At 41.9% G+C, this 23,186-nt stretch carries 21 protein-coding genes; 12 read left to right on the top strand and 9 right to left on the bottom strand.

The window, feature by feature from the left end; all coding sequences use genetic code 11:
• Positions 1–21: 21 nt before the first annotated feature.
• The gene (locus FO442_RS05865) at positions 22–957 is read left to right on the top strand and encodes a ribose-phosphate pyrophosphokinase (protein ID WP_144332222.1); all 936 of its coding nucleotides are present in this window, start codon (positions 22–24) and stop codon (positions 955–957) included.
• A 66-nt stretch (positions 958–1,023) separates the two neighbouring features.
• A complete protein-coding gene (locus tag FO442_RS05860; protein ID WP_144332221.1) occupies positions 1,024–1,608 on the top strand; it encodes a 50S ribosomal protein L25/general stress protein Ctc in 585 nt (194 codons plus the stop codon).
• A 275-nt stretch (positions 1,609–1,883) separates the two neighbouring features.
• Here FO442_RS05860 and FO442_RS05855 read toward each other — a convergent pair whose 3' ends face one another.
• The 3 genes from FO442_RS05855 to FO442_RS05850 form a co-directional block, all read right to left on the bottom strand.
• Positions 1,884–5,378 (bottom strand): N-acetylmuramoyl-L-alanine amidase, encoded by a 3,495-nt coding sequence (locus FO442_RS05855; RefSeq protein WP_144332220.1) that lies wholly within the window; start codon positions 5,376–5,378, stop codon positions 1,884–1,886.
• A gap of 109 nt (positions 5,379–5,487) precedes the next feature.
• Positions 5,488–5,616: a hypothetical protein gene (locus FO442_RS18945; RefSeq protein WP_281281557.1), complete on the bottom strand. Its 129-nt coding sequence runs from the start codon at positions 5,614–5,616 to the stop codon at positions 5,488–5,490.
• 39 nt (positions 5,617–5,655) lie between these two features.
• Positions 5,656–5,997, bottom strand: a complete 342-nt coding sequence (locus FO442_RS05850; protein WP_144332219.1) for a DUF983 domain-containing protein — start codon at positions 5,995–5,997, stop codon at positions 5,656–5,658.
• Positions 5,998–6,093: 96 nt separating this feature from the next.
• Here FO442_RS05850 and FO442_RS05845 point away from each other — a divergent pair, with 96 nt between their 5' ends.
• A complete protein-coding gene (locus FO442_RS05845; protein WP_144332218.1) occupies positions 6,094–6,966 on the top strand; it encodes an AraC family transcriptional regulator in 873 nt (290 codons plus the stop codon).
• Between the two features lie 124 nt (positions 6,967–7,090).
• On the opposite strand, the gene FO442_RS05840 is transcribed toward FO442_RS05845, so the two are convergent.
• Positions 7,091–8,092 carry an NAD(P)H-dependent glycerol-3-phosphate dehydrogenase gene (locus tag FO442_RS05840; protein ID WP_246073819.1) on the bottom strand — a complete coding sequence of 334 codons (1,002 nt, stop codon included), beginning with the start codon at positions 8,090–8,092 and terminating at the stop codon, positions 7,091–7,093.
• Positions 8,093–8,207: 115 nt separating this feature from the next.
• Between FO442_RS05840 and FO442_RS05835 the strand changes: the two genes are divergently transcribed.
• The 3 genes from FO442_RS05835 to FO442_RS05825 are packed head-to-tail and all read left to right on the top strand — an operon-like array spanning position 8,208 to position 10,098.
• Positions 8,208–8,642, top strand: a complete 435-nt coding sequence (locus tag FO442_RS05835) for a RidA family protein (RefSeq protein WP_144332217.1) — start codon at positions 8,208–8,210, stop codon at positions 8,640–8,642.
• 8 nt (positions 8,643–8,650) lie between these two features.
• Positions 8,651–9,235: a tetratricopeptide repeat protein gene (locus FO442_RS05830; RefSeq protein ID WP_144332216.1), complete on the top strand. Its 585-nt coding sequence runs from the start codon at positions 8,651–8,653 to the stop codon at positions 9,233–9,235.
• Between the two features lie 8 nt (positions 9,236–9,243).
• Complete coding sequence (locus FO442_RS05825) at positions 9,244–10,098, top strand: class I SAM-dependent methyltransferase (protein ID WP_144332215.1); 855 nt, start codon at positions 9,244–9,246, stop codon at positions 10,096–10,098.
• Positions 10,099–10,145: 47 nt separating this feature from the next.
• Here FO442_RS05825 and FO442_RS05820 read toward each other — a convergent pair whose 3' ends face one another.
• Genes FO442_RS05820 through FO442_RS05805 form a run of 4 tightly spaced genes read right to left on the bottom strand, consistent with a single transcriptional unit; the run spans position 10,146 to position 12,546 of the window.
• Positions 10,146–10,826, bottom strand: a complete 681-nt coding sequence (locus FO442_RS05820) for a response regulator transcription factor (RefSeq protein WP_144332214.1) — start codon at positions 10,824–10,826, stop codon at positions 10,146–10,148.
• On the bottom strand, positions 10,802–11,596 hold the full coding sequence (locus FO442_RS05815; RefSeq protein WP_144332213.1) for a sensor histidine kinase: 795 nt from the start codon (positions 11,594–11,596) through the stop codon (positions 10,802–10,804). Before FO442_RS05815 ends, FO442_RS05820 begins: the two co-directional genes overlap by 25 nt.
• Positions 11,569–12,216, bottom strand: a complete 648-nt coding sequence (locus FO442_RS05810) for a hypothetical protein (RefSeq protein ID WP_144332212.1) — start codon at positions 12,214–12,216, stop codon at positions 11,569–11,571. Before FO442_RS05810 ends, FO442_RS05815 begins: the two co-directional genes overlap by 28 nt.
• A 3-nt stretch (positions 12,217–12,219) precedes the next feature.
• Positions 12,220–12,546, bottom strand: a complete 327-nt coding sequence (locus tag FO442_RS05805) for a hypothetical protein (RefSeq protein WP_144332211.1) — start codon at positions 12,544–12,546, stop codon at positions 12,220–12,222.
• Positions 12,547–12,776: 230 nt separating this feature from the next.
• On the opposite strand from FO442_RS05805, the gene FO442_RS05800 reads away from it, so the two are divergent.
• Positions 12,777–12,983 carry a DUF3606 domain-containing protein gene (locus FO442_RS05800; protein WP_144332210.1) on the top strand — a complete coding sequence of 69 codons (207 nt, stop codon included), beginning with the start codon at positions 12,777–12,779 and terminating at the stop codon, positions 12,981–12,983.
• Between the two features lie 80 nt (positions 12,984–13,063).
• Here FO442_RS05800 and FO442_RS05795 read toward each other — a convergent pair whose 3' ends face one another.
• Positions 13,064–15,001, bottom strand: coding sequence for a YgiQ family radical SAM protein (locus FO442_RS05795; RefSeq protein WP_144332209.1), 1,938 nt, complete (start codon positions 14,999–15,001; stop codon positions 13,064–13,066).
• A gap of 219 nt (positions 15,002–15,220) precedes the next feature.
• On the opposite strand from FO442_RS05795, the gene FO442_RS05790 reads away from it, so the two are divergent.
• From FO442_RS05790 to FO442_RS05770, 5 genes are all read left to right on the top strand, one after another.
• Positions 15,221–16,174, top strand: coding sequence for a hypothetical protein (locus FO442_RS05790; RefSeq protein WP_144332208.1), 954 nt, complete (start codon positions 15,221–15,223; stop codon positions 16,172–16,174).
• 44 nt (positions 16,175–16,218) lie between these two features.
• Positions 16,219–20,121: a toxin-antitoxin system YwqK family antitoxin gene (locus tag FO442_RS05785; RefSeq protein ID WP_144332207.1), complete on the top strand. Its 3,903-nt coding sequence runs from the start codon at positions 16,219–16,221 to the stop codon at positions 20,119–20,121.
• Positions 20,122–20,277: 156 nt separating this feature from the next.
• Positions 20,278–20,736 (top strand): MarR family winged helix-turn-helix transcriptional regulator, encoded by a 459-nt coding sequence (locus FO442_RS05780; RefSeq protein WP_144332206.1) that lies wholly within the window; start codon positions 20,278–20,280, stop codon positions 20,734–20,736.
• A gap of 68 nt (positions 20,737–20,804) precedes the next feature.
• Complete coding sequence (locus FO442_RS05775; RefSeq protein WP_144332205.1) at positions 20,805–21,677, top strand: DUF4349 domain-containing protein; 873 nt, start codon at positions 20,805–20,807, stop codon at positions 21,675–21,677.
• A 110-nt stretch (positions 21,678–21,787) separates the two neighbouring features.
• The gene (locus FO442_RS05770; protein ID WP_144332204.1) at positions 21,788–23,185 is read left to right on the top strand and encodes a leucyl aminopeptidase family protein; all 1,398 of its coding nucleotides are present in this window, start codon (positions 21,788–21,790) and stop codon (positions 23,183–23,185) included.
• The last annotated feature ends 1 nt before the right edge of the window (position 23,186 follow it).

Here is a 23,186-nt window from a genome sequence, read left to right as displayed (position 1 = left end):
GCTCTTAAAACGGTAAAGATCATGTCTTACGGCGTAAAAATTTTTGCAGGAAGAGCGTCCAAATCGCTTGCAGAACAAATAGCTACCAAGTTTGGTGCTAGTTTGGGTGATGTAAAAGTTACTGAATTCAGTGATGGTGAATTTCAACCGTCGTTTGAAGAAACAGTGCGTGGTCAGGATGTATTTATCGTTCAGTCTACCATGCCTCCAACAGAAAATTTGTTCGAGATGTTGTTGATGGTTGACGCAGCAAAGCGTGCTTCAGCACGCAAAATCGTTGCTGTAATTCCCTATTTCGGATTTGCACGCCAGGATCGCAAAGACAAGCCAAGAGTTGCTATCGGTGCAAAACTGATTGCAAACATGTTGATGGCTGCCGGCGTTGACCGCGTCATGACCATGGATCTGCATGCAGATCAAATCCAGGGATTCTTTGAAGTTCCGGTTGATCACCTGTTTGCATCTACCTTATTCTTCAACGAAATGAAAGCACTGGACAACGGTAATCTGATCATGGCAGCTCCGGATGCAGGAGGTGCAAAACGTGCCAATGCCTACGCCAAAAAATTAGATACCGGGCTGGCCATTTGCCACAAACACCGCAAGAAAGCAAATGAAGTTGCTGAAATGACTGTTATCGGAGACGTAGCGGGAAAAGATGTTATTTTGATAGATGATATGTGTGACACTGCCGGAACGCTGACCAAAGCAGCCGAATTATTTATTGAAAAAGGAGCAAAAAGTGTTCGTGCATTCTGTACACACGCTGTGTTATCAGGACCTGCTTACGAACGCATCAATAATTCCAAACTAACGGAACTAATCGTTACAGATACCATTCCGTTGAAACAAAAGAGTGACAAGATTCGTGTCATTACCGTAGCTGATCTGTTTGCAGATGTAATTGATCGCCTGATTAAAAACGAATCCATTAGTACGCATTTTATAATTTCATAAAAGAGGAGGCACTGCTTCCGATAACCATCCGCCCGGGCGGATAAAACAATTAAATAAATAACAAACATGAAAGTAGCACAATTGAGCGGTTCGCTGCGCGCGAACGTAGGGAAGAAAGATGCTAAAGCTTTGAGAGACTCAGGGCAGGTTCCATGTGTTCTTTACGGACAAGGAACTCAAACACATTTTTCACTTCCAGACATTAAAGTTGAAAAATTGGTTTTTAACCCTGACGTTTTCAAAATCGAATTGGATATCGACGGTAAAAAAACAAATGCAATTATCCAGGAGATTCAACAAAATCCTATTACGGATAGAGTAATGCACATTGACTTCCTGGAGTTAGATCCTAAAAAAGCAGTTAAAGTAGCATTGCCGGTTCGTTTGACAGGTGCTTCTCGCGGTGTATTAGCAGGAGGTCGTTTGATGCAGGTTTTCCGTCGTTTACGTGTAGTTGGTCTTCCAACAGATTTACCGGAGGCAATCGTAATCGATATTACTAAATTGCGTATCGGACAATCTATTCGCGTGAAAGATTTGGAAAATGATGGTTTAACTATTTCCGAAGCGAAAAATGCAGTAGTTGTTGCAGTGAAAATGGCTCGTGGAGCTTCTAAAGCTGCAGAGGCTGATGATGAGGATGAAGAATAAGATTTCTAATATCTAACAAAAACCCCGACATCTCATTGATCGTCGGGGTTTTTTATTTCTCAATTTCTACGCTGTAAAAAAGCCATCTCAACTTTTACGCGAAGATGGCAAAACTAACTATTAGATTTAGGAGTAGGCTCTAATACCTCCACCTACTTAGGCTAAACCAAATTTACAGAGCAACTTTGGTTTTCCTCGTCCCCTTTTTCTCTAACGCTGCTTTCAGTTTTTTAACCGTCAATTTTCAACAAAATCGATTTTAGGTTTTCCCGCATTTACCGTTTTACGATCGATTTCTGCACCCGTTTCCCGTCAATGACATAAACCAACTGATACATTCCACCAGCCAAATCACTTATTTTCAAATCAGTTGTTGCCGTGTCTAACTTCTTTTCCCGTACGATCCTTCCCAAACCATCCATAACCAGGAGTGTTCCGCCCGATTCGGTCAACTCAATGGTCACAAAGTCAGCAGCGGGATTCGGATAAACATGGAATACCTGATTTTCCGGATCGTCTATACCGGCAAAGTCTATCACACGAATCAACCGGTTCATCGTATCTCCCGGACAAGCATCATTTACAGCGATCAACGTCAGCTCATAATTACCTGCAGCCGAATATGTGTGCCAGGGATTTTCGTCCTGGCTTTGGGTGCCTTCTCCGAAGTTCCAATTGTAACCGTTTGCATTGGATGACAGGTTTGTGCAGTAAAGCACCGCATTCGGTAAATAGAGCGTGTCATCATTTAAACTAAATTGCGCCGTGACCGGCAAACTTACCACTACGTCAATCAACTGCTGAATGGTATCTGAAGTGTTGGGTCCGTAAGCAATCAGTTGGACCTGGTATGATCCTGAAGCAGGAAATTGTACTTTCGGATTTACCTCGCTGCTTGCAGCCGGAGATCCTCCCTGGAATGACCACAAATAACTAACTCCATCCACAGAGGTATTTTGAAAAACCAGGGAATCGGTTGAACAGACATAGGTATTCTGGAGGATGAATGACGCATTGGGCGGATTGGTCGGCAAAACGACTGTTTGTCCATCCGACGTGCTTATCGCTGAAAACAAGCCCGCACCGTTTTCCGCTTTTACCGAAACGTAATACGTGGTTCCGACACTTAGATTCAGACCTCCGATACTGATCGTTGTGTTCCAATAATTGTTCGTCCAGGATACTACATCTGTCCCTCCCGGCGCGGTACCGATAGCCACCCAGTAATTTGCAACATCCGAATGTGGATCCGAAGAGACCGTCCAATTCGCTTCCAGCATGGAATTATTGGTCGTCGTTGTTATATCAGCTGACAGTCCGTCAAAAACACTTGCTATAGTTGCTGGAACCGTCCAATCCACTTTTAAATCCAGTGACTGAATAGCAGATAAATTCCCCGCCTGATCCTGGACAATTGACTTAATGCGGCCGGATGGTGAAGACGGCGAGATACTTTGGTAACGAATATCATTACCTGTTCCCACCGAAACCGGCACAGTAAGCGCCCTGGAACGATAGACTTTCAGATCGTTCACTTCATAGACACAATTGCCACTTCTGAATGAAATGGATTCGCCGCTGGCCAAAGGAGTCGTATCTGTCCAGGTTTGGACTAACACGTTATCTACGTAAACCTGGTGTTTTCCGGAAATACGGTCGTAAATAATTTTGTAATCATACCATTGACCCGCATTGAAATCATAGGAAACCTCATCCACAAGGGCATAGGTATCATTTGTTACTTCATATAACTGGACTTTGTCGTTGTCCAGTCGGAAAAAGACAAAATAGGAATTTCCCCTGTTTGGTAAAGTCGGATCGCTGCAGAAATAATGAAGTCCCGCCCTTCTGTTTGTTCCGCTCCCTGACATAGCGCCTGTCCAATGGTACAGATAGCGATTACTCAGCGTGCTTGAGACCGGGGTCCAAATATTGGTATTGCCGTTACTTTCGTCATTTTGGATCAGGTGGCTGCTTCCTAACGCCCACGTTCCTGTTTGAACTGTCCAATCCGAATGAATGGCATTTTGATCAAAATTATCGCTAAAGAACCCCTTACTGCTATTTGCCCTCCAATCCGTTCCATCAAAATCAATCACCTGATAATACGCTTTCTCAATTCCGCTTCCGCACGCGTTGTCCGCATCGGTAAAAGTTGCTGTGAAATCCTGGGTAATCCAGGCAGGTTGTGCCGCAATGACTGTTGTCGGAGCGATCAGATCTCCCGGGCCCGGATTTGAAATGGTACTCGACCAGCTAGCCACCCAACCGGAAGCTGTGGTAGCACAATCACTCCGGAATTCAATCAGCAAAGCTCCGCCTGTAGAACTGATTGTTCCCGGTGAATTGGTACCGGTATACGTTCCGATCAGCGGTGAACTGGTTGTTGCGCCATCATAGATGTACAGATAGTCCCAATTGGTCTCTAGGGAAAAGCTTGAAAAATTCAGGGTAATCGAACTCGCGTTTGCAGGCTGGATCAATGTAAAATAACGCTGATCGTTGCTGTAATCCGCCGAACTTCCCCCGGAATCTGTAAATGTACCGCTCACAGTCGTCAGGTTACTTTGAACGGGGTTGTTATTCACCAATTGGTAATACAATGCCCAATTCCAATAAATTCCGGGATCCGTATGTGTTTGGTTCGGATAGTGCTGATGTCCTTTTATTTTGATGCAGCCACCCAATACATTTGTTCCGCTGGTTGCCGCTCCGGAAAAGGTTCTGAGCGGATTGATCCCATAACCGCTCTGACAAATATCGCGTGTAATTCCCGCTGATGCGTTATACAACGCTGTTGTGTACCACTGTGACTGACTCACATATCCTTCGTGCTCGTACCCGATCGTATACGGATTTTCTGATCCGACATGCCATGCTTTACTCGCCTCCAGGACCATTTGCGTGACTTGTCCGTCAGAAGAACGAACGACGTAATGGTACGAAACGCTGGAAGAGCAATTCTGAGACCAGGAAATTGCCCCGGCATAGGTTCCCTGAATGGTATGAATTGTAATTGCCGAGATAGCAGTACCGTTGCGGGAGCTGAAATTACAGGAAGGTGCAGGGTTCCATATCGCCGGTGCGTATTCCGTAGATTTCAATATACTTTCCTTTTTAACCGGAAGGTAACTGTGTCCTGAATCTGACCGGATTCCCTCTTCTGAGAAAATAACGCGCTGAGCACTTAGAACTGCCAAATTCTCTGCACCGAATAAGCTAACCAAATCAAAATTGTAATTCGGAAAATGGTAAGAAACAGCGTATTCATCGTTATTTAGAAACCGGAACAGTTCATACAATTCCGCATCACGGGCATATATATTCACCCTTCCGGAATCCGGCAAGTAAGAAAGTCTGCTAAAAACCTCTTTCAACGTGTTCTGAAGCGACATTCCTTTCAATTCCGTCACGTATCCGTTGATTACTTTTGCAAAAGCATTGATTTCTGCCGCCGGATCTTGCCTGATTTGCGAAACTGGAATCCCTGACAGTTGGGAAACAAGCTTCATGTTCTCTTTAAAGTAGCCTTTCCCTCTAGCAACCATTCCTAAGAATCCACGGGATTTCGGCAGACCTGAACAGGACTCTAATTCCGAATCCGCCAGATAGGACATACGCGTTTGGGTAAATGAAACTGCTTCGATGACTCCTTTCGGTATAGCCGGATAAGCAGCATAAGCCTGTTGACACAGATTCTCAAAATCCGTATTGGTTTGTGCGAATGAGTGGAATCCCAGCAAACTTGCGAATAGCAGAAGTTTCTTCATAGTGTTTTCAATCAGTAGTAAAGGACTAAGATATTCAATTCTATACAGCTCTGAAAATCAATGGAAAAGAAAATGGATTTAGTAGCGTTACTTTTAACAGTTCCAAAAATTATTTGGCTGTCAATTGGTTAAAATCACCAGTCATCATTCTCAATTTCTCTGCTCCTACTTTTTCCAAGGCAAAAATACCTTTTACAATTGCCGCAACCAAGCGCCCTTTCATTTCTGACCATTTCACGAAAAACACTTCCTATTTTCAGTTATTACAATTCAATGGTTACTCATGAAAAATGTGGATCCAAAGTACTCGGGAAGCCCGAAAATTAAAGAACATAGTTAAAATCAGCACTACCAACATGAGGGCAAACATCCATCCCAAAGGGAGAAACCAGGAGAATAAAAGAAACACGGGGAGTAATTCCGCAACCGCCAGGCCATAGCTGATATACATCGCCCCGAAGAAATATCCGGGCTCCTTATCAAACCTGTAGTTACACTCCGAACAGCGTTCATACATTTTGGGAGCTTTCAAATGAAGCAAAGATCCTTTTGTTTCAAATATTTTACCCTTTCCGCATATCGGACAAGTTCCACTGAGTATCGGTTTAAAATTTGACATCTCTTTTTTTTACAAAGTTACTGTGGACGAGGTGTCCAATCCATTATCCTTTATCTCAAATAATTCTATTATTCGGACATTTTTGTAATTTTAAACATGAATTTTCCACGACTTCCCATTGAAAAGTTTGATGAAAATGGCTTGTTGCAAGCTTTTTACATCAATCGTTTTTCCGAACATCTGAAAAAATACCATTCGGACATTAACCATCCACATAAACACGATTTCTATCTGACGGTCTTTTTTGAAAAAGGAGAAGGAAGACACGATATTGATTTCCACACTTACACCATCCAGCCAAACAGAGTATTCTTTCTTCAGCCCGAACAAATCCACCATTGGGAGTTTGACCAGGAAGCCGAGGGCTGGATCTTCTTTCATTCAGAAGATTTTTATAAATTGTACGTAACCCATTTCGAGTTGACTCAATGGCCGTTTTTTCAATCCAGGGATTCAAATCCGAAACTGGATATTCCGGAAGAAGTGGCAGATATTTTACACCAACGTTTTGAAGAGATTCTAACCGAATACCAGGAAAATGCAAAACATGCCTTTCTTAAAATCGCGAACCTGAGCCAGTTAATTTATGCAGATCTTGCCCGGGTTTATGTCACACAAACAGCCATTCCGGGTCAAAAGAACCATTTATACCAGGACCATTTCCATCGGTTCACCCAATTACTGGATAAACACTTCAGTTCCCAAAAGAATGCATCCTTTTATGCTTCGGAATTAGCGATGACGACGAAGCATCTGCACCGCATCTGTTTATCCTGTGCGGGGAAAAGTACTTCTCAACTAATCGCCGAGCGGTTGCTCCTGGAAGCCAAACGCAAGTTGGTGAGCGAATCGAAAAGTATCCAGGAAATTGCGGATGAACTGGGATTTGAGAACTATCCCTATTTTCATTTGTTCTTCAAAAAACATGCAGGAGAAACGCCAAAACAATTCCGGGAGAAGAACAGTTAAAAACAAACCGACAACTTTAGCTTCCAATCTGTTCTAGGGTTTATAACCCTAGAAGGGTGGTGTCAAAAAAACTAGTTATATTATTGACCCGCGCACGCGAAATCTCCTCTCTTGTCTCTTGGATCTAAGTCAATTTGTCACACAAAATCTTCATTTCGATCACCGGAGAGATTTTTTCATACAAAATATTGTAAACGGCTTCCAAAATAGGCATCTCCACCTGGAACTTCTTATTGATCTCCTTAACACATTTCGTCGCATAATATCCTTCCGCGATCATGTCCATTTCCAGCTGCGCCGTTTTCACCGAATATCCTTTCCCGATCATATATCCAAACGTGCGGTTCCGGGAGAATTTGGAATAAGCAGTTACCAGCAAATCCCCTAAATAGGCAGATGATTTTACATCCCGGTGAATCGGACTGACTTCATCAATGAAATTTTCTATTTCCTGGATAGCATTTGCGATCAACACTGCCTGGAAGTTATCTCCATAACCCAAACCGGAACAAATGCCTGAAGCCAAGGCATACACATTTTTCAATACCGCCGAAAGTTCGGTTCCGAATAAATCGTCCGAAGTAGTAGTTTTGATATAACGACATGCTAACATACGCGCCATTTCATTGGCAATGGTCTCGTGCTGACAAGCAACCGTCAAATAGGACAAACGCTCCAGGGCAACCTCTTCCGCATGACAAGGTCCGCAAATGATTCCAATATCCTTGTATGGAGTTCCAAATGTTTTATGAAAAAAACGTGCAGGGATCGCATTGTATTCCGGAACAATTCCCTTTACAGCCGAAAAAACAATTTTACCCTTGAAAAGTTCCGGGGTCGTATCCTTAAAAAGTTCAACTAAGAAAGCAGATGGAGTTGCAACGATCAACACATCGGATCTGCTGATTATAGTTTCAAGATTATTCGAAACATGTATCTGGTTCAGGTCAAACTCAACCGACTGTAAATAAGTAGGATTGTGCTTATATCTCAAGATGTGAGCAACCTGATCTTCTCTGCGGACAAACCAGTTTACCTGCGCAAAATTATTACACAATATCTTCACCAAAGCGGTAGCCCAGCTTCCTCCTCCAATGACCCCAACGGTTTTCATGCGCTTATTCATAGTCCTGACAAATGTACATATAATTCTCTTCGTGCATTCAAACCAACTCTTTCAAACCGGGAAAATAATTCGTTATGCAATCCAACAGAAAGCACTATCTTTGCTAAAAAAATGTATGGCAGAAGTTTCACGTATTTCAACAAATAAGGCACCGAAACCAGTCGGATTGTATCCTCACGCACGCAAAGTTGGCAACCTTCTTTTTTTATCGGGAGTTGGACCAAGGGTAGCGGGATCTGATGATATTGACTCTGCTGTACCCGGACTTCAGTTGGATAAGAACGGAAATTTCATTGAATTTGATTTTGAAGCACAATGCCGCAGTGTCTTTGATAACGTGCGTATTATCCTGGAAGAATCAGGATCAAGTTGGGACCAATTGGTTGACGTAACGGTTTTCCTGGTGAATATGAAACGTGATTTCCATGTTTATAATCGTGTTTACGCCGAGTATTTCAAGGATAATTTACCGTGCAGAACAACCGTTGAGATCAATTCGCTTCCTACCCCTATTGCCATCGAATTAAAGTGTATTGCAACAATTGACTAAATAAAATTATGATCGGATTTGCTATTCGCAGTTTCATCGCTGCAGGGATGTTATTCTTAACAGTTTATTCTTTTTATACCGGCTACTGGGGTTGGGGAATCTCCCTGATCATTCCGCTGGCATTGGTAATTCTTTCTTTTATCTACAATGAAAACCTGGCATTTACGCTCAACCACATGCGCAGCGGAAACCAGGATAAGGCACAACGTGCAATTAACCGCATTACAGCACCGCAGTACATTCTTTCAAAACGCCAAAGAGCATATGTTATTTACATGCAGGCACTTCTGAACGCCCAATCACTTCCACATGCGAAAGTAGAAGCAATGCTTCGTCAGGCTATTCAAATGGGACTGAAAAGAGGTCACGATAAAGCCATGGCACGCATGCACCTGGCCGGAATTTGTGTTCAGACCGGCCGCAGACAAGAAGCAATCACGCTCTTGGCAGAAGCAAAGAAAATGGACGACAGCGGAATGCTCAAGGACCAAATCAAAATGATGCAGGGACAATTGCAAAATGCTCCATCCAAAAACCAAATGCGTATGGCGCAAATGATGGGTGGGCGCAAGAAGATGCCTAAAATGCGTTAATACGACGAATGAAATTATTTGCTGATTTTCCGGAGAACTACGAGCTCATTGATGCCGGTGGTGGAAGGAAATTGGAGCGTTGGGGAACAGTCACAACCATTCGTCCGGAACACCAGGCTTATTTTGGAGCGGTGCTTTCCAAAAAGCAATGGACCCAACTTGCCGATTGGGAATTTATTCCAAAAAAGGAAGGCTCCTTGCAGGGAAACTGGAAGAAACTCAATCCGCTGGCATCCGAAGAATGGCTTTTTCAAAGCGCCGGACTTGTTTTCAATTTAAAGATTACCAACAACAAGCACCTGGGACTTTTTCCCGAACAGCAAATCAACTGGGAATTCCTTTCCGAAAATTTAAACGCTTCCAAACGGTTCCTGAATGCATTTGCATACACAGGCGCAGCCTCTCTTTTCGGGAGAAAAACCGAAGCGGAAGTAGTCCATTGCGACAGTGTAAAAACCATGTTGGATTGGGGACGGCAAAATCAGTCGGCATCCGGTTTGGACGGAATCAAATGGGTTCATGAAGATGCACTGAAGTTTATCCGGCGGGAAGTAAAGCGGGGAAACAAATATGACATGGTGCAACTGGACCCGCCTGCCTGGGGCTTGGGCGCGAAAGGTGAAAAATGGAAACTGGAAGAGTTGCTGGGAACACTGATCGGAGAAGCCCTTCAGCTCGTTTCAAAATCGGGAATATTGATCTTAAATACGTACTCACCCAAAGTCGATATTCCATTTATCCAACAGATTGCAAAGGAACTGGGTATTTCGAATAAACAACTGACAAACGCCGAATTGTGGTTCAAAACAACCAGCGGCAAGGAGTTGTATTATGGGATTGTAACAAGAATTAATCAATTATAAATGATTTAATTATCAAGGGAAAATTCAATCCTTGATAATTGTATCGCTTACTTTGTCTTCTGACTCACAATTCCGTTCTGAATAGCATACATAACCAATCCGACCACATTTCTTGCTCCTACTTTATTCATCATCAGGGTCCGTGCACTTTCTATCGTACGCCTGCTCTTAAATAATTTATCGGCAATTTCCTGGGTAGTCATTTCACTGCAAATCAATTCCAGGATGACCAATTCATTTTCGTTAAAAATACTGGCTGAGCTTGCTTCGAATACCGGTTGAATTCTTCCGGAGTGGACCATTTTGGCAATAAACATTTTGGAAGTACGGTCATTCAGATAATACCCGGTTTCCACCGCTGACCGGATCGCCAACTGGATCTCTTCCGCTTCATCGTCTTTGGATAAATATCCGTTTGCCCCATTTTCAATCGCCAGCTCCACAAATTCCACATCATCGTACATGGATAAGAGCAAAACTTTCAATTTGGGAAATGTTTGCCTGATTTCTTTTGTGGCTTCAATGCCGTTCTTCACAGGCATTCTAAAATCGATTAATGCCAGATCGATGGGTGTCGTTTGCAACCCGTCAATAAGCAGTTGACCATTCTCCACTGCCAGGACTACTTCAAATCCATCAATATCGTTCAGAAGTTTTGTTAATCCATTTCTGAAAATCGACTGATCCTCTGCAATCGCAATTCTTATATTTCCTCCTTCACCTGCCATATTAAAACAACTTTAGTTCCCGGTTCCATTAATTGATATTCGATTTTTGCATCAATTTGCTGGCTCCTGCTTTCAATATTTTTTAGTCCCAAACTTTGGGATTTTCGTTTGTCATCCTGGGTGGGGATAAATCCCTTCCCGTTGTCACTCACACTCATACGGATACCTTCTTCATTTTGTTCCAGCACTATTTCGATCGCTGTTGCTTCGGCATATTTCAGAATGTTGTTTATTAATTCCTGCAAGATCCGATAAACCGCCAGGCTCACTTCTCTTGTCTGAGCTGGATGTTTCGGGTCATTCACTGCAATTATAGAAAATTGAACGTGAGGGATTTGCTGTGCGAGGGTATTTACCAGGCTTTTTACCGCCGGAACAAGTCCTAATTCTTCCAAAATGGTAGGAAGTAAGCGATTGGAAAGGCTACGCACCTTGTTGATTGTATCCTGGATGCCCGCGTTCAATAATTTTCGCTCGTCTTCATCAATAGGCAGCAGGGCAAATGACAATTTCAAGGCGGTAAGCGAGGACCCGATATCATCGTGCAGTTCGATGGCGATCCGGCGCTGTTCCAGTTCCTTGGCATCCAACGTAGCCTGCACCATTTCATTCTTGTAGTTCAGCTCCATTTGAATCATTTCCTGCTTTTTGCGGCGCATTTTCTGTTGGTACAGCACGGCAAAAACAATGATACTCAAAGCCATGATGAACATTGCCAGGGTACCAATAATTAGTAAGAGTCCTAAATTTGAGGTTTCCTGCTGATCCATAGTGCGTATGAATATAAAATATTATAAAGTAAAACCAACCCTAGATTCCCCTTATTCAGAATTTTGAGCATCTCATCCCCAAAATATCCTATTACCAAGTAATCATAAAGTAAATTATATATCAAAGTACAAGAATGCGCCAAAAGCAACGTTGCGCCAACAAGAAAATAAATATCTTTAAACGGATTAAATACATTTTCCGTACGAAACATTTCGATGAAATAACTGATGATAATAAGTGCGATACAACCAAAAGTAATTCCAGTTTGAACAGAAGCATGGCTTTGCCAATCGTCAAAAAAATTCGTAAGAGTAGTTAATACAATGGCTGTTGAGAAAGCAAATAGTAAAATATTCTTGCTATTTCTATTCGACAACTGTTTGAAGAAAAAAAGACTAGGAAAGACTAATTCAACATAGAGATAGATCCTATAAAGCCATAGGTTGTTAATCCCATTAGTTGCAAGAGTAGCGCTAACTATTTCTACACAAACAGTGAATAATAAGTAAAACCACAACATCTTTCCAACAAAAATAAGGCGCTTCCAAACCAGAAGCGCCAAACCAATCCCTATTGGAAAAAAGTAGGATGAAATAACAAGATACTCCAAGCCACTCATCGATTACCTCAAACTCCCTTGATCACTGTTCAATAAATTGACACTGCTACAACTAGCAGGACATGGTTTTGAAAAATCATAAATTATGTCCAGCATGTCATTTTCATTGGAGTCCGCGCCAACCATTACCAATTCAGGGGTTCCATCGACGCCATGACCAAAATACAAACGCAAACCTTTACAATCGGGTTGAGCTAAAATTTGTTCAATCCCGGCTCTTCCAAAAAATCTTGCTTTTATAGCATTCGGATTTTTATCACGATATGCCTTTGTCAAAGCTGCCCCTTCTGCTAGGGTAATTTGTCCCCCTTCGTTTCCTGTAAATGACATAATAATATAGTTTAAGTTATACGGGATCAATTATAACTGGAATAAATTGAACTTCCAAACCGCTAAAACAGCGAAATCTGCCATATCCCTGATTTTAATGGGTTTAAAATTTTCACAAAATCAAAAAAATGTGGTTTTCCGCAATGCATTTTCAGTAAAAATACGGTTGTTTGGATCAAATCCGGGACCTACATTTGTTTCAACATAACAAAATTAATTCACTGTTTGAGATGATACATGATCAAATAAACAAACCAAGAGTAGATATTCACAGCAAAACGAATATCTCCTATTGGAGCAGCGAGTTGAAGTGTTCCGAAGAAGAGTTGCTTTACTGTATATCGAAGGTTGGTTCTTCAGTGATTGCAATAGAAAGCTATCTGCACATGAACAAATCACTGCTGCAAGTTTGGTCTACACGTAATATCGCAATCTAAAGAACTAAAATAAGATTACAGCAACAGGTCGTAACGAAATTACCGTTTCCACTTTCACTGAGTTTTTCACGGCCTGTTGCTTATTTTTTTTTCCTGCGCTCGCTCAACCAGTTTGGTACGTTCGCGCTCGATTTGGAAGAATTACCGCTATTTGTTTTACCACTATTCATAGATGGGCCGCGTTGATCTCCCAGTAATTGGGAGATTAGCTCCGGTCTTTTAGCCTTTGTTAACCGGTCCTTGATCCAATCCCGGTTCTCCCTTTTATACCAGAAGAAAAAACGATTCTGATTTTTCTTTTCGTCCACACCTTTTGCTGTGTAAATCGGTTTCAGCGTATATGGATGCACTCCCGTGTAGTAAATTACTTCCGAAACCGTCATTGGAGTTGGTGTAAAATCCTGGACCTGCTCCAATTGGAAGCCCATATCTTTTGTTTCCGCAGCGAGGTTAGCCATATCTGCTTCCTCGCAGCCCGGATGAGAAGATATAAAGTACGGGATCAAAGGCTGATTCAACTTGTTTTTCTCCGAAATACGGTCGTACTTCTCTTTAAACTTATGAAAATACTTAAACGACGGTTTGCGCATCACCCGCAAAGTAGCATCGGAAGTGTGCTCCGGGGCAACTTTCAGCCGGCCGCTCACATGGCGCGTGATCAGCTGTTCAATATACTCATCGTGATTACCGTCTTCGTTGTTCTTATTGAAATCATCTACCAATAAATCGTAACGGATCCCCGAACCCACAAAGGCTTTTTTGATCTTCGGATGCGCATCGATCTTACGATACAATTCTGTCATTGCTTTGTGAGATGTATCCAGGTTATTACAAATGACCGGATGAATACAACTGGGACTGGAGCAGCGTTCACAGATTGCTTCCACCTTTCCTTTCATACGGTACATGTTCGCAGAAGGTCCACCGATATCGGATAAATATCCCTTGAACTCCGGATGTTTTACCACCTCATCGATCTCATTCAGGATACTTTTTTCAGAACGGGAAGAAATGAATTTTCCCTGGTGAGCGGAAATCGTACAAAAGCTGCAGCCCCCGAAACATCCCCGGTGCATATTGATCGAAAATTTGATCATTTCATACGCCGGAATGGTGCCCCGTTTCTTGTACTTCGGGTGTGGCAGGCGTGTATAAGGCATATCGAATGACTGGTCCATTTCCTTTTCGGTCATGGTACGATATGGGGGATTAATAATCAAGGTTTTGGAACCAACCTGCTGAATAATACGATTCGCTTTTAGTTTATTGGACTCAACTTCTACGATTTTGAAGTTCGCAGCGTAAGCCAATTTATCCTTCTGACACAACTCGTGGCTGGCCAGTTCAACGGTTTCCCACTGTTTGTTTTTGGGAAGTTCTTTGGAAGAATCCTGGATAAATGCAACCTGGTTAATGGTCGTCAGGGAACTAAAAGGAACTCCCTTTTTCAACAAGCGAAGCAAATCCCGTAAAGGTTGTTCGCCCATTCCGTAAACCAATAAATCGGCTTGTGAATCAACCAAAATAGAAGGCATCAATTCATCCTTCCAATAATCGTAATGAGTCACCCTTCTGAGAGAAGCCTCAATTCCCCCGATCAATACGGGTACATCAGGATACAATTCTTTTAAAATCCGGGTATAAACAGTTGTTGCATAATCGGGTCTGAACCCGGAAACTCCACCGGGCGTATAAGCATCCGTAGAGCGCAAACGCTTTCCAGCAGTGTAATGATTAACCATGGAATCCATGCATCCGGCAGTTACTCCGAAGAAATATTTGGGTTTTCCCAATTTCTTAAAATCCCGCAAATCATCTCTCCAGTTCGGCTGGGCAATTACCCCGATCTTAAACCCCTCACTTTCAATGATCCTTCCAATAACTGCAGTACCGAAAGCCGGATGATCCACATAGGCATCACCGGAAATCAGGACCACATCCAGTTCGTCCCAACCTCTTTTTTCAACCTCTTTTTTTGTCAGCGGCAACCAGTCTGTTATCGGCCTTTCCATATCCATGGGGCAAAGTTACCAAAAAAGAGCCGTTTAAGCCTTATAACTGAAGGTTTTGTATTACATTAACAGCTTAGAAGGAAGTTAAAAAAAGTTCAAAAGGTGGAAAGGGTTCAAGAAGTTCAAGTATTTAAACTTCAAATTCGAACATTTGAACATTTCGGAACTAAAAACTTCAAAACCAATAAGGTTTAGAACAAAACAAAATATATTACCTTTAATTGGATGAAACGAACCCTTGTTTACCTGTTGATTTTAGCCGGATTTTTACTTTCAGATTGCGCACAAAAAAAGAAAGTTCAGGTCCGAGAGGTCCAAATTATGCCGGATCTGATTCACCCGCTTTATTTTCAGGAAGAAATCGCATCCCTGATCAATTTCCCATTTTGGTTTAACGACAGTATCGTAGCCAGTAAAAAAATCCAGCAGTTAACCGTCACTTCGTTTAAAGGGGTCATTTCAGATACCAGTGTCTACAATCCCGAATCGGAAGATGAAACGTTTCCAAAAAGAACACTGATTTACACCTTTAATCAGTCCGGGAGATTAATTCAGCTTCAAATAACAGACTTTTCAGAAGGAATTGTGATTTCGAATCAGTCTTTCAGGATCAGTGAGCCCGGTCAACTGAATTATTCCGAAGCAGTCCAAAAAGACAATTTTTACGGTGTGGAGAATACTACTTTCACCTACGATCCGAACAAGTTATCCCCGAGCTATGCTTCTTTTGTCGCTTCCAATGAAATGGACCTGATTCATTTTATTCTGAACAAAAAATACTTTGGCCCTCTTTCGGTCGATTCGCTTGCAAATCCTTTGCCAAATGACTGGATCATCCTGGGATCTCCGGACAGACCTGTGAAACGCTACAAAGTGAGAAACAAAGTCAAAGAAACATTTATTTCAAATTACCAATATTACACCGGCAACTTTCCGAAACTGATTACCAATGAAGATTATCCTTTCTTTAAGAAACGTTACTTCAACTACAATGACGGGCATTTTAACGGCTACATTGATTCCACTTTTATTGACAAAACATTTGTAACCTCTGTAAAGTCTCTCATTTATTATGACAACAACCATTTGCCAACAAAAATTATCCATAAAAAAGAACATGCAGAAGGAGTAAACAATTACCAGACACATGAATTATTCACCTATACTTATTACCCCTAACAACGCTTTAATTTTTACACGATATTAAAAAATCCCGTTATTCCATGATCAACAATACCTCAGAAAGAAAATTCATCCTCGCAATCGTTCTTTCTCTTACTTCTTTTGTTGTTTTTGCTCAAACAGAAAAGGTTACTATTGATGGTAAAAACTATTATGTTTATCCACACCAGCAGGCTGTTGCAGGAATGCAGGAATATTACCTGAATTTTGCCGACCGGAAAGAAGTCATCAAAAGGGACGAGCGCAATGAAAAAATCGTTTCGGTCAGCGAAGAACCCATTTCGGAACTGGAGAAAAAAACCGCTTTCAAATTTCCGAAATCATATAAAAAATACCTGAAGGATTTTGAGGAAATGCTGGAGAAACATCCATTTTTTATGGTCACAACCGACAATGGTATTACGGTTGACCCGACTCCCGCATTGGTATCTCTTCCGGACGGAGATTATGTGATGTACTACCGGGATATCCCATTTATCTCCGGACGCGTTTTGCGCTACAAAAATGATGTCGTTGCTGCTTTTTTTTCAATTAAAAACAACCTCATTGAAGGAAGCAGCACCTGGTATGCTCCGGATGGAAAAACAGTGAAAACCGGAAATTACAGGAACAGTGAAAAAACAGGTACCTGGCGCTTATACGAATACATGCAGAAGATCGATGAGTCTTACACCTACGATCCCAAGGAATCGATAGAAAGCCGCCTGCAAAAGATGATTTACGATACAACAAAAACAACCTTTACTTTTTCAGACGGATTGAAAAACGGACCGTTTACCGTTTACCAAAACCAGGAATTGCTGACTTCCGGAAATTTCCTGGCAGACCAAACTTCCGGATCGTGGGAAATTTATGGCTATAAAACCACGGTAACAGTTGACAAAAAAGGGAAACTGATCATTACAAAAGGACCAGAAAAGATCCTGATCGACCGGTATACCATTCGAAGCGACAAAAAAAGAGGGAAATCTCCCATCATTCGACACAGCATCATTCCCTATGAATTTATGGGCTACAGTCGGGAAGATTCCTTAGTGCTGGTAAACAGCTCCCCCAATGACGAAAATAAATATGATTTGGGTTATGCAACAGATTTCCCGGATTTCAGCACCTTCCTCACCGTCCAGGAAGTTCAAAACGACAACATCGAATTACCGGAAGAAAATTTGACGAGTTACGAAGGTGAAGAAGAACTGTACGAAGGAGAATATTATGATTACGGCTCAGAGTTTGATTTTACCCCCGGACCGGATTACAATCCAAATGAATTTTACGAATTCGTGAACAAAAAACGGTACAAGCTCAACGATCTGATCGACTCAATGGGTTATTTGTATGCATATGAAGGAATCGTAGAGCATTACTATCAGAACGGGCAATTGCAGTACCGCTTTGAAGTAAAAGACGGAAAACTGGTAAAAGAAGAACCTGTTTACTGGGACAACGGGACCATCGCAAACGAAGTGGTTTTCTTGGTAGATTCAAATCAGTATGTGCAGCGTTTTTACGATTATAACGGTGTCAAATACTATGAAACTTACCACGATTCCATAGGAAATATTTTAAGCAGTCCTTCCCGGAAAAATCCAGATTTCGTAACCATTGGAGACAAAGAATACGACCGGAACTACGGAAACCCGACATTCATTTATTCGGAAGACAAGGAAATCAAACCCGGAGCGATGCCGGAAAAAATATTATTGATCGAGGAACGTTTCAAACTGGATTCTTCCCTGGCAAAAATCGTTTATTTCTACCCGAAGAGCAGGACTTTGAATGCGTTTCAACTGAACCTCATGGGTGATACGGTATCCACTCAGGAAGTCATTTTTTCGGAAGATTACCTCAATATGAATGCCGTAAAAACCTGGAAATTCAAAAACCTGACGTTAAAAACCATTCAAAACGGGACCCTGGACGATTATTGGAAATCAAGTTTATCCGATACCGTTCCACTTGAAAAGCTGGCTTTCTATTGGGAATACAAGTACACGGTCGAAAAAGACGATGAGCTCCTGGTGAACGGCAAACCTTTTACCGGAACATTCAAACTGAAAGACAAACAGGGAAGTTTTCATGTGAGCGCTTCCGATCAGCTGATTCAGCTCTCCCTTCCTGACGGAAAAACGGATCTAAAACTGTACAAAGCAGCAGTCAAAGCGTATTTAAAATCCGGGAAGAGAACTGACTTCCTGTTAGGATACCTATCCGAATTCGGTGGTTCAGGACAGGTTTCCCACTCAGTTACCGGATTATTTACCACCCTTTACGGAGTTTTCACCGCAATGTATGACCGTCCGCTTTACGAAATTGACGGGCAACGCGAATATGACGGGGAAAGCTTTTCAAGCCGATCTGCCCGCTTAAAAGGAGAAACCGGATCCGTATTTACTTTTGCAGAAGGAAAATACCTGAACGGAAAACCCGAAGGTCTCTGGACTTACAAAGATCAATTCGGAAAAGTGCGATCAACCATCGGCTTTAAAAACGGGGAAGCTCATGGAGACAATTTAGATTACAATTTAGTGCTTCCCAAACCGAAGCCAAAAAACGAAGACGAACTAATAGGCTACGAAGATCCGCTTTCCAAATACGAAGAATATCCCTTAAAAAAGACGTATTATCTGGAATCAAAGTGTACTTATAAAAATGGTGCTCTGAACGGTCCGTATACTACCATGAACTGGATAGGCGACACACTGACGTATGTGAACTTTGTGGATGGAGCCAAGGAAGGCCTTGAATTCAAACGCAACAAATTATTCTTCAGTCAATCGTATTATAAAAACGGATACATCGACGGGAATGTAAAGACCTATTTCACCGGCCCTGAAAAAGATTCCATATTGATCTTTGACTTAAGTTTCAAAAACGGGGCCTTGCAGGGCGAATCCGTAGCCTATCATTCAAACGGCAAACTGGCAAAAAAAGGCTTTTTCCTAAGCGGTCAGCCAATTGATGATTATGAAGCTTACGATACACTCGGTTTCAAATACCAATATGTGAAGTTCCAATACAATCAGCCGGTCGAGGAAAAGATCTGGGAAGAAAACGAACTCAGCGTGCGTTACGAATTTGATTGGAGGGATTCTATTGCATTCAATTTTGCAGACATTACAACCAGTTCCAGCATCGACCAATTGATCTACCAGGTCGGTTACTCCGATTACAGTTTAAACGAACCGTATTACGGAAGACCAAGCCTGGTCAATAAAACCGGTATTGATTATCACATCACCAAGTATTACCCGAACGACACCATTGCTCGTATCGGGACCATTTCCAAAGGAATAAAAACAGGCTGCTGGAAATACTTCAATTACTTCGGGAAGAAACTAATGGAAGTAGAATACTTTGACAGCATTATTACGGTAAATGACAGCATCAAATTCAAATCGAAGGGAATTCTTTATTACCTGGATGAAAACGACAATCCTTTGAGTAAAAACTGGATCATCGAGAAATTTGAAAAATACGACTGTGCGCATACGGACCACAATGAAGAACGGATGCTGTATTGTTTCTGGGAAAAAGACAGCTCACAACACCGGAAAAACGGGTATGTCAAAAACTATTACGACAATGGGTCCATTCAAAATGAAGGCTGGGTAAAAGACGGGTTACCGACCGGGATCTGGAAACTGTACGACGTCAACGGTAACCTAAACCAGGTTGGTGAGTATGTAATGGGCAAACGCAACGGCCGCTGGTTAAAAGGTGATTTGGGAAGTGTAAAGAACATGAGCGAAATCTGCCTGAATCCGAACCTGGAAAATCTCGATGCTATTTTGAGTTACCAGGAGAAATTGTTGGATGTCAGCGTGATCACCTATCAGATCGGGAAAGAGCTGAAACGAAAGTACTACGGCATCAACATGAACAATAGTGAAGCCCCGGAAGGTTATTACGGGGAAGAAGAGATCTACATGAATTACGAAGAATAAGGTAATTTCCAATATTAACTAAGTGTCAAGAGGTGAATTACTTACCCTTTGATAACCGATCGCTAAATAAGTTATACACTTCAGTAATTCCCCAGGTATTAGTTACTTTGGATAACTGTATTTGTTTGTAACTTGCTTTTGACTTAACTAAAAGTAATGATCGAAATTGAAAATACAAACATGGCTAAACTGGTGGAATTAATTGATTCCATCAAGGACATGCGGTTTATCATCCAGGCCTATTTTAAAAAGCAATTGAAAAACAATGAGCTGGGAATTACAGTTGAGATGCTGGAAGTATTGATGCTTCTTTCCCGAAGTGCTCAGATCAACCAAAAAGAAATTGCAGACCGGGTCCGCAAAAACAAAGCTAACCTGACACCCATTATCCACAAACTGTCCATAAAAGGGCTATTATTAAGACAGGAAGATCCTTCCGACAGAAGAAATAACATTATTTCTTTAACTGATAAAGGAAAAAGTCTGTGTCGTTCCTACAACAAAATGTTTGAGGAATTTTACGCGAACTTTTTGAAGGAAGTAGATATTCAAAACCTGAACAAGACCATCACCATGCTGAAAAACATTGGCAGGCAGGTTTCGAAGTTGCACTAGATCTCTTTTCTACCCAACCTGAACCTTATTAGTAATCGTTTGTATAATACATTACTAAAAACCTGAAAATGAAAAAGTCAATCAATCCATATCTATCCATTACAGGATTATTCGCTATTACACTGACTGTTTTTTCCTGTTCTCAGAACCCGGAATTGAAAAATTCACCCGAACCGGGAAGTGTTTCTGCCAACATTGAATCCGAAGATCAGAGTTCCGGCTTCAAATCTACAGCTTCTCTCAATGAAAAGGACAAAGAGAAAACGACCGATTCGCGCGCAAAAAAGAAACTAATTAAAACCGGAAACCTGGTTTTAGAGTCCGGACACATTGAAAAAAGTAAAGCCCATCTGGACAGGGCAATCCAATCGTTGGACGGATATTACGACAACGAACAATTCAGCAAATCAGGTTATGAATACCGTTACTCATTGACAGTCCGCGTTCCTGCAAAAAATTTCGACCGAATGCTTCAGGCTATTCATAATGGCAATGATGAAATCGTATCCAAAAACATCCAAACCGATGACGTCAGTGGAGAATATATCGACCTTGAAACAAGACTAAAAAGCAAGAGAGCCTATTTGGCAAGATATGAAGCATTCCTGACAAAGGCTAAAAATATGGAAGAACTATTGCAGATCCAGGAGCAGATCCGGGAACTGATCGAGGAAATTGAAAGCCAGGAAGCAAGACTCAGTTTTTTGGATGATCAAGTTGGCTACAGTACCCTCGACATTGAATTATACAAACCCCTCAGTCACCACGTTACTCCATCAGAAGAACCCGGATTTTGGGAAAAAGCAAAAAACGCGCTTGCAAAAGGGTGGACCGGCATCGTTGTTCTTTTTCTGGGATTGCTTTCCATTTGGCCGTTACTTGTTATTCTTGTTCCGGCAGGAATCTATGGCTATAGAAAACTAAAAAATCCAAAAAACTAAATCCGGTCGAAAAGTGATACTAAGAGTCAACTAAATTGAAAAGACTTTTCAATTCTCAATTTTACATTTTCAATTAATCCTATCTTTACAATTCACATAATTTGATTGTTATGAATTTGAATACATCCGCTGCGTTCGACCAACAAGAAGGCCTCGTTGTCCTTGTTGGGAAAAAAATGGAAACGCAAACCAAGCTTCCTAAGGTGGTGGCAGAAGAACTGGAAATCTTTCACAAAAATGCTGATCTCCAATTTTTACACGTACCCCTGAAAGGAAAACACTTCGTCTTTATCAAAGACCAGGCAACCGATGAAAAAATGCGCATCATGGGACACAAACTCCGCGGAGTTTTACCCAAAGAAGTCAAAAGCGTTTTCATCGATGGAGGAAAATCAAACAGCCTGCTTCTTGCAGAAGGATTTGCACTCTCCTGTTACCAGTACCTGAAATACAGAAAAGAAGCAGACAAGGAAAAATTCGCCCTGGAAACTATTGATTTTTCAGCAAAAATCACGACCTCGGCAATTGAAGAGCTCGCTGCTAGCCTAAAAGCTGTTTTCTGGGCCCGTGACCTGGTTAATGAACCGGTTTCAGGGTTAAATGCCACGCAACTTGCCGAAGCAATTGAAGCCAAAGGAAAAGAAGCAAAGTTCTCAGTAACCATCCTCGAAAAATCGAAGATTGAAGCACTGAAAATGGGTGGATTATTAGCTGTAAACAAAGGCTCTGTTGATCCTCCTACATTCACCATCATGGAATACAAACCCAAAAAAGCGAGCAACAAAAATCCCATCGTCCTGGTTGGAAAAGGAGTTGTTTACGATACGGGAGGTTTGAGTTTGAAACCAACAGCCGGATCAATGGATGCCATGAAATCCGATATGGCAGGAGCAGCGATGATGGCAGGAACCATTTATGCTGCCGCGATGATGGAACTTCCTATTCACTTGATCGGATTGATTCCTGCTACGGACAACCGACCGGGATTGAATGCATATACGCCGGGTGACATCATTACGATGTACGACGGTACCACCGTGGAGGTACTTAACACCGACGCGGAAGGAAGAATGATCCTGGCAGACGCTTTGGCTTATTCAGATAAATACAAACCCGAACTGGTTATCGATGCTGCCACCTTAACAGGAGCTGCTGCCAGGGCAATCGGTACACGTGCATCCATTATGATGGGAAATGCCGATAGAAAATATTTCAATATGCTGAACGAAGCAGGTATGGAAACATATGAACGCCTGGTTGAGTTTCCATTTTGGGACGACTACTACGACGATATGAAATCCAAAATTGCGGATTTGAATAATGTCGGAAACGGCTATGCAGGAATGATTACAGCAGGAAAATTCCTTGAGCATTTCGTAAAAGCACCGTATATCCATATGGACATTGCCGGACCGGCCTTCCTTGACAAACCTCAGGACTACAGGGGATTTGGAGGAACCGGAACCGGAATTCGCTTAATGATCAACTTCTTAAAACGCCTTTCATAAG

This window comes from Fluviicola chungangensis, assembly GCF_007558725.1.
Taxonomy (GTDB): Bacteria; Bacteroidota; Bacteroidia; order Flavobacteriales_D; family Crocinitomicaceae; genus Fluviicola; species Fluviicola chungangensis.
This window is presented reverse-complemented; position numbering and strand designations above follow the sequence as displayed.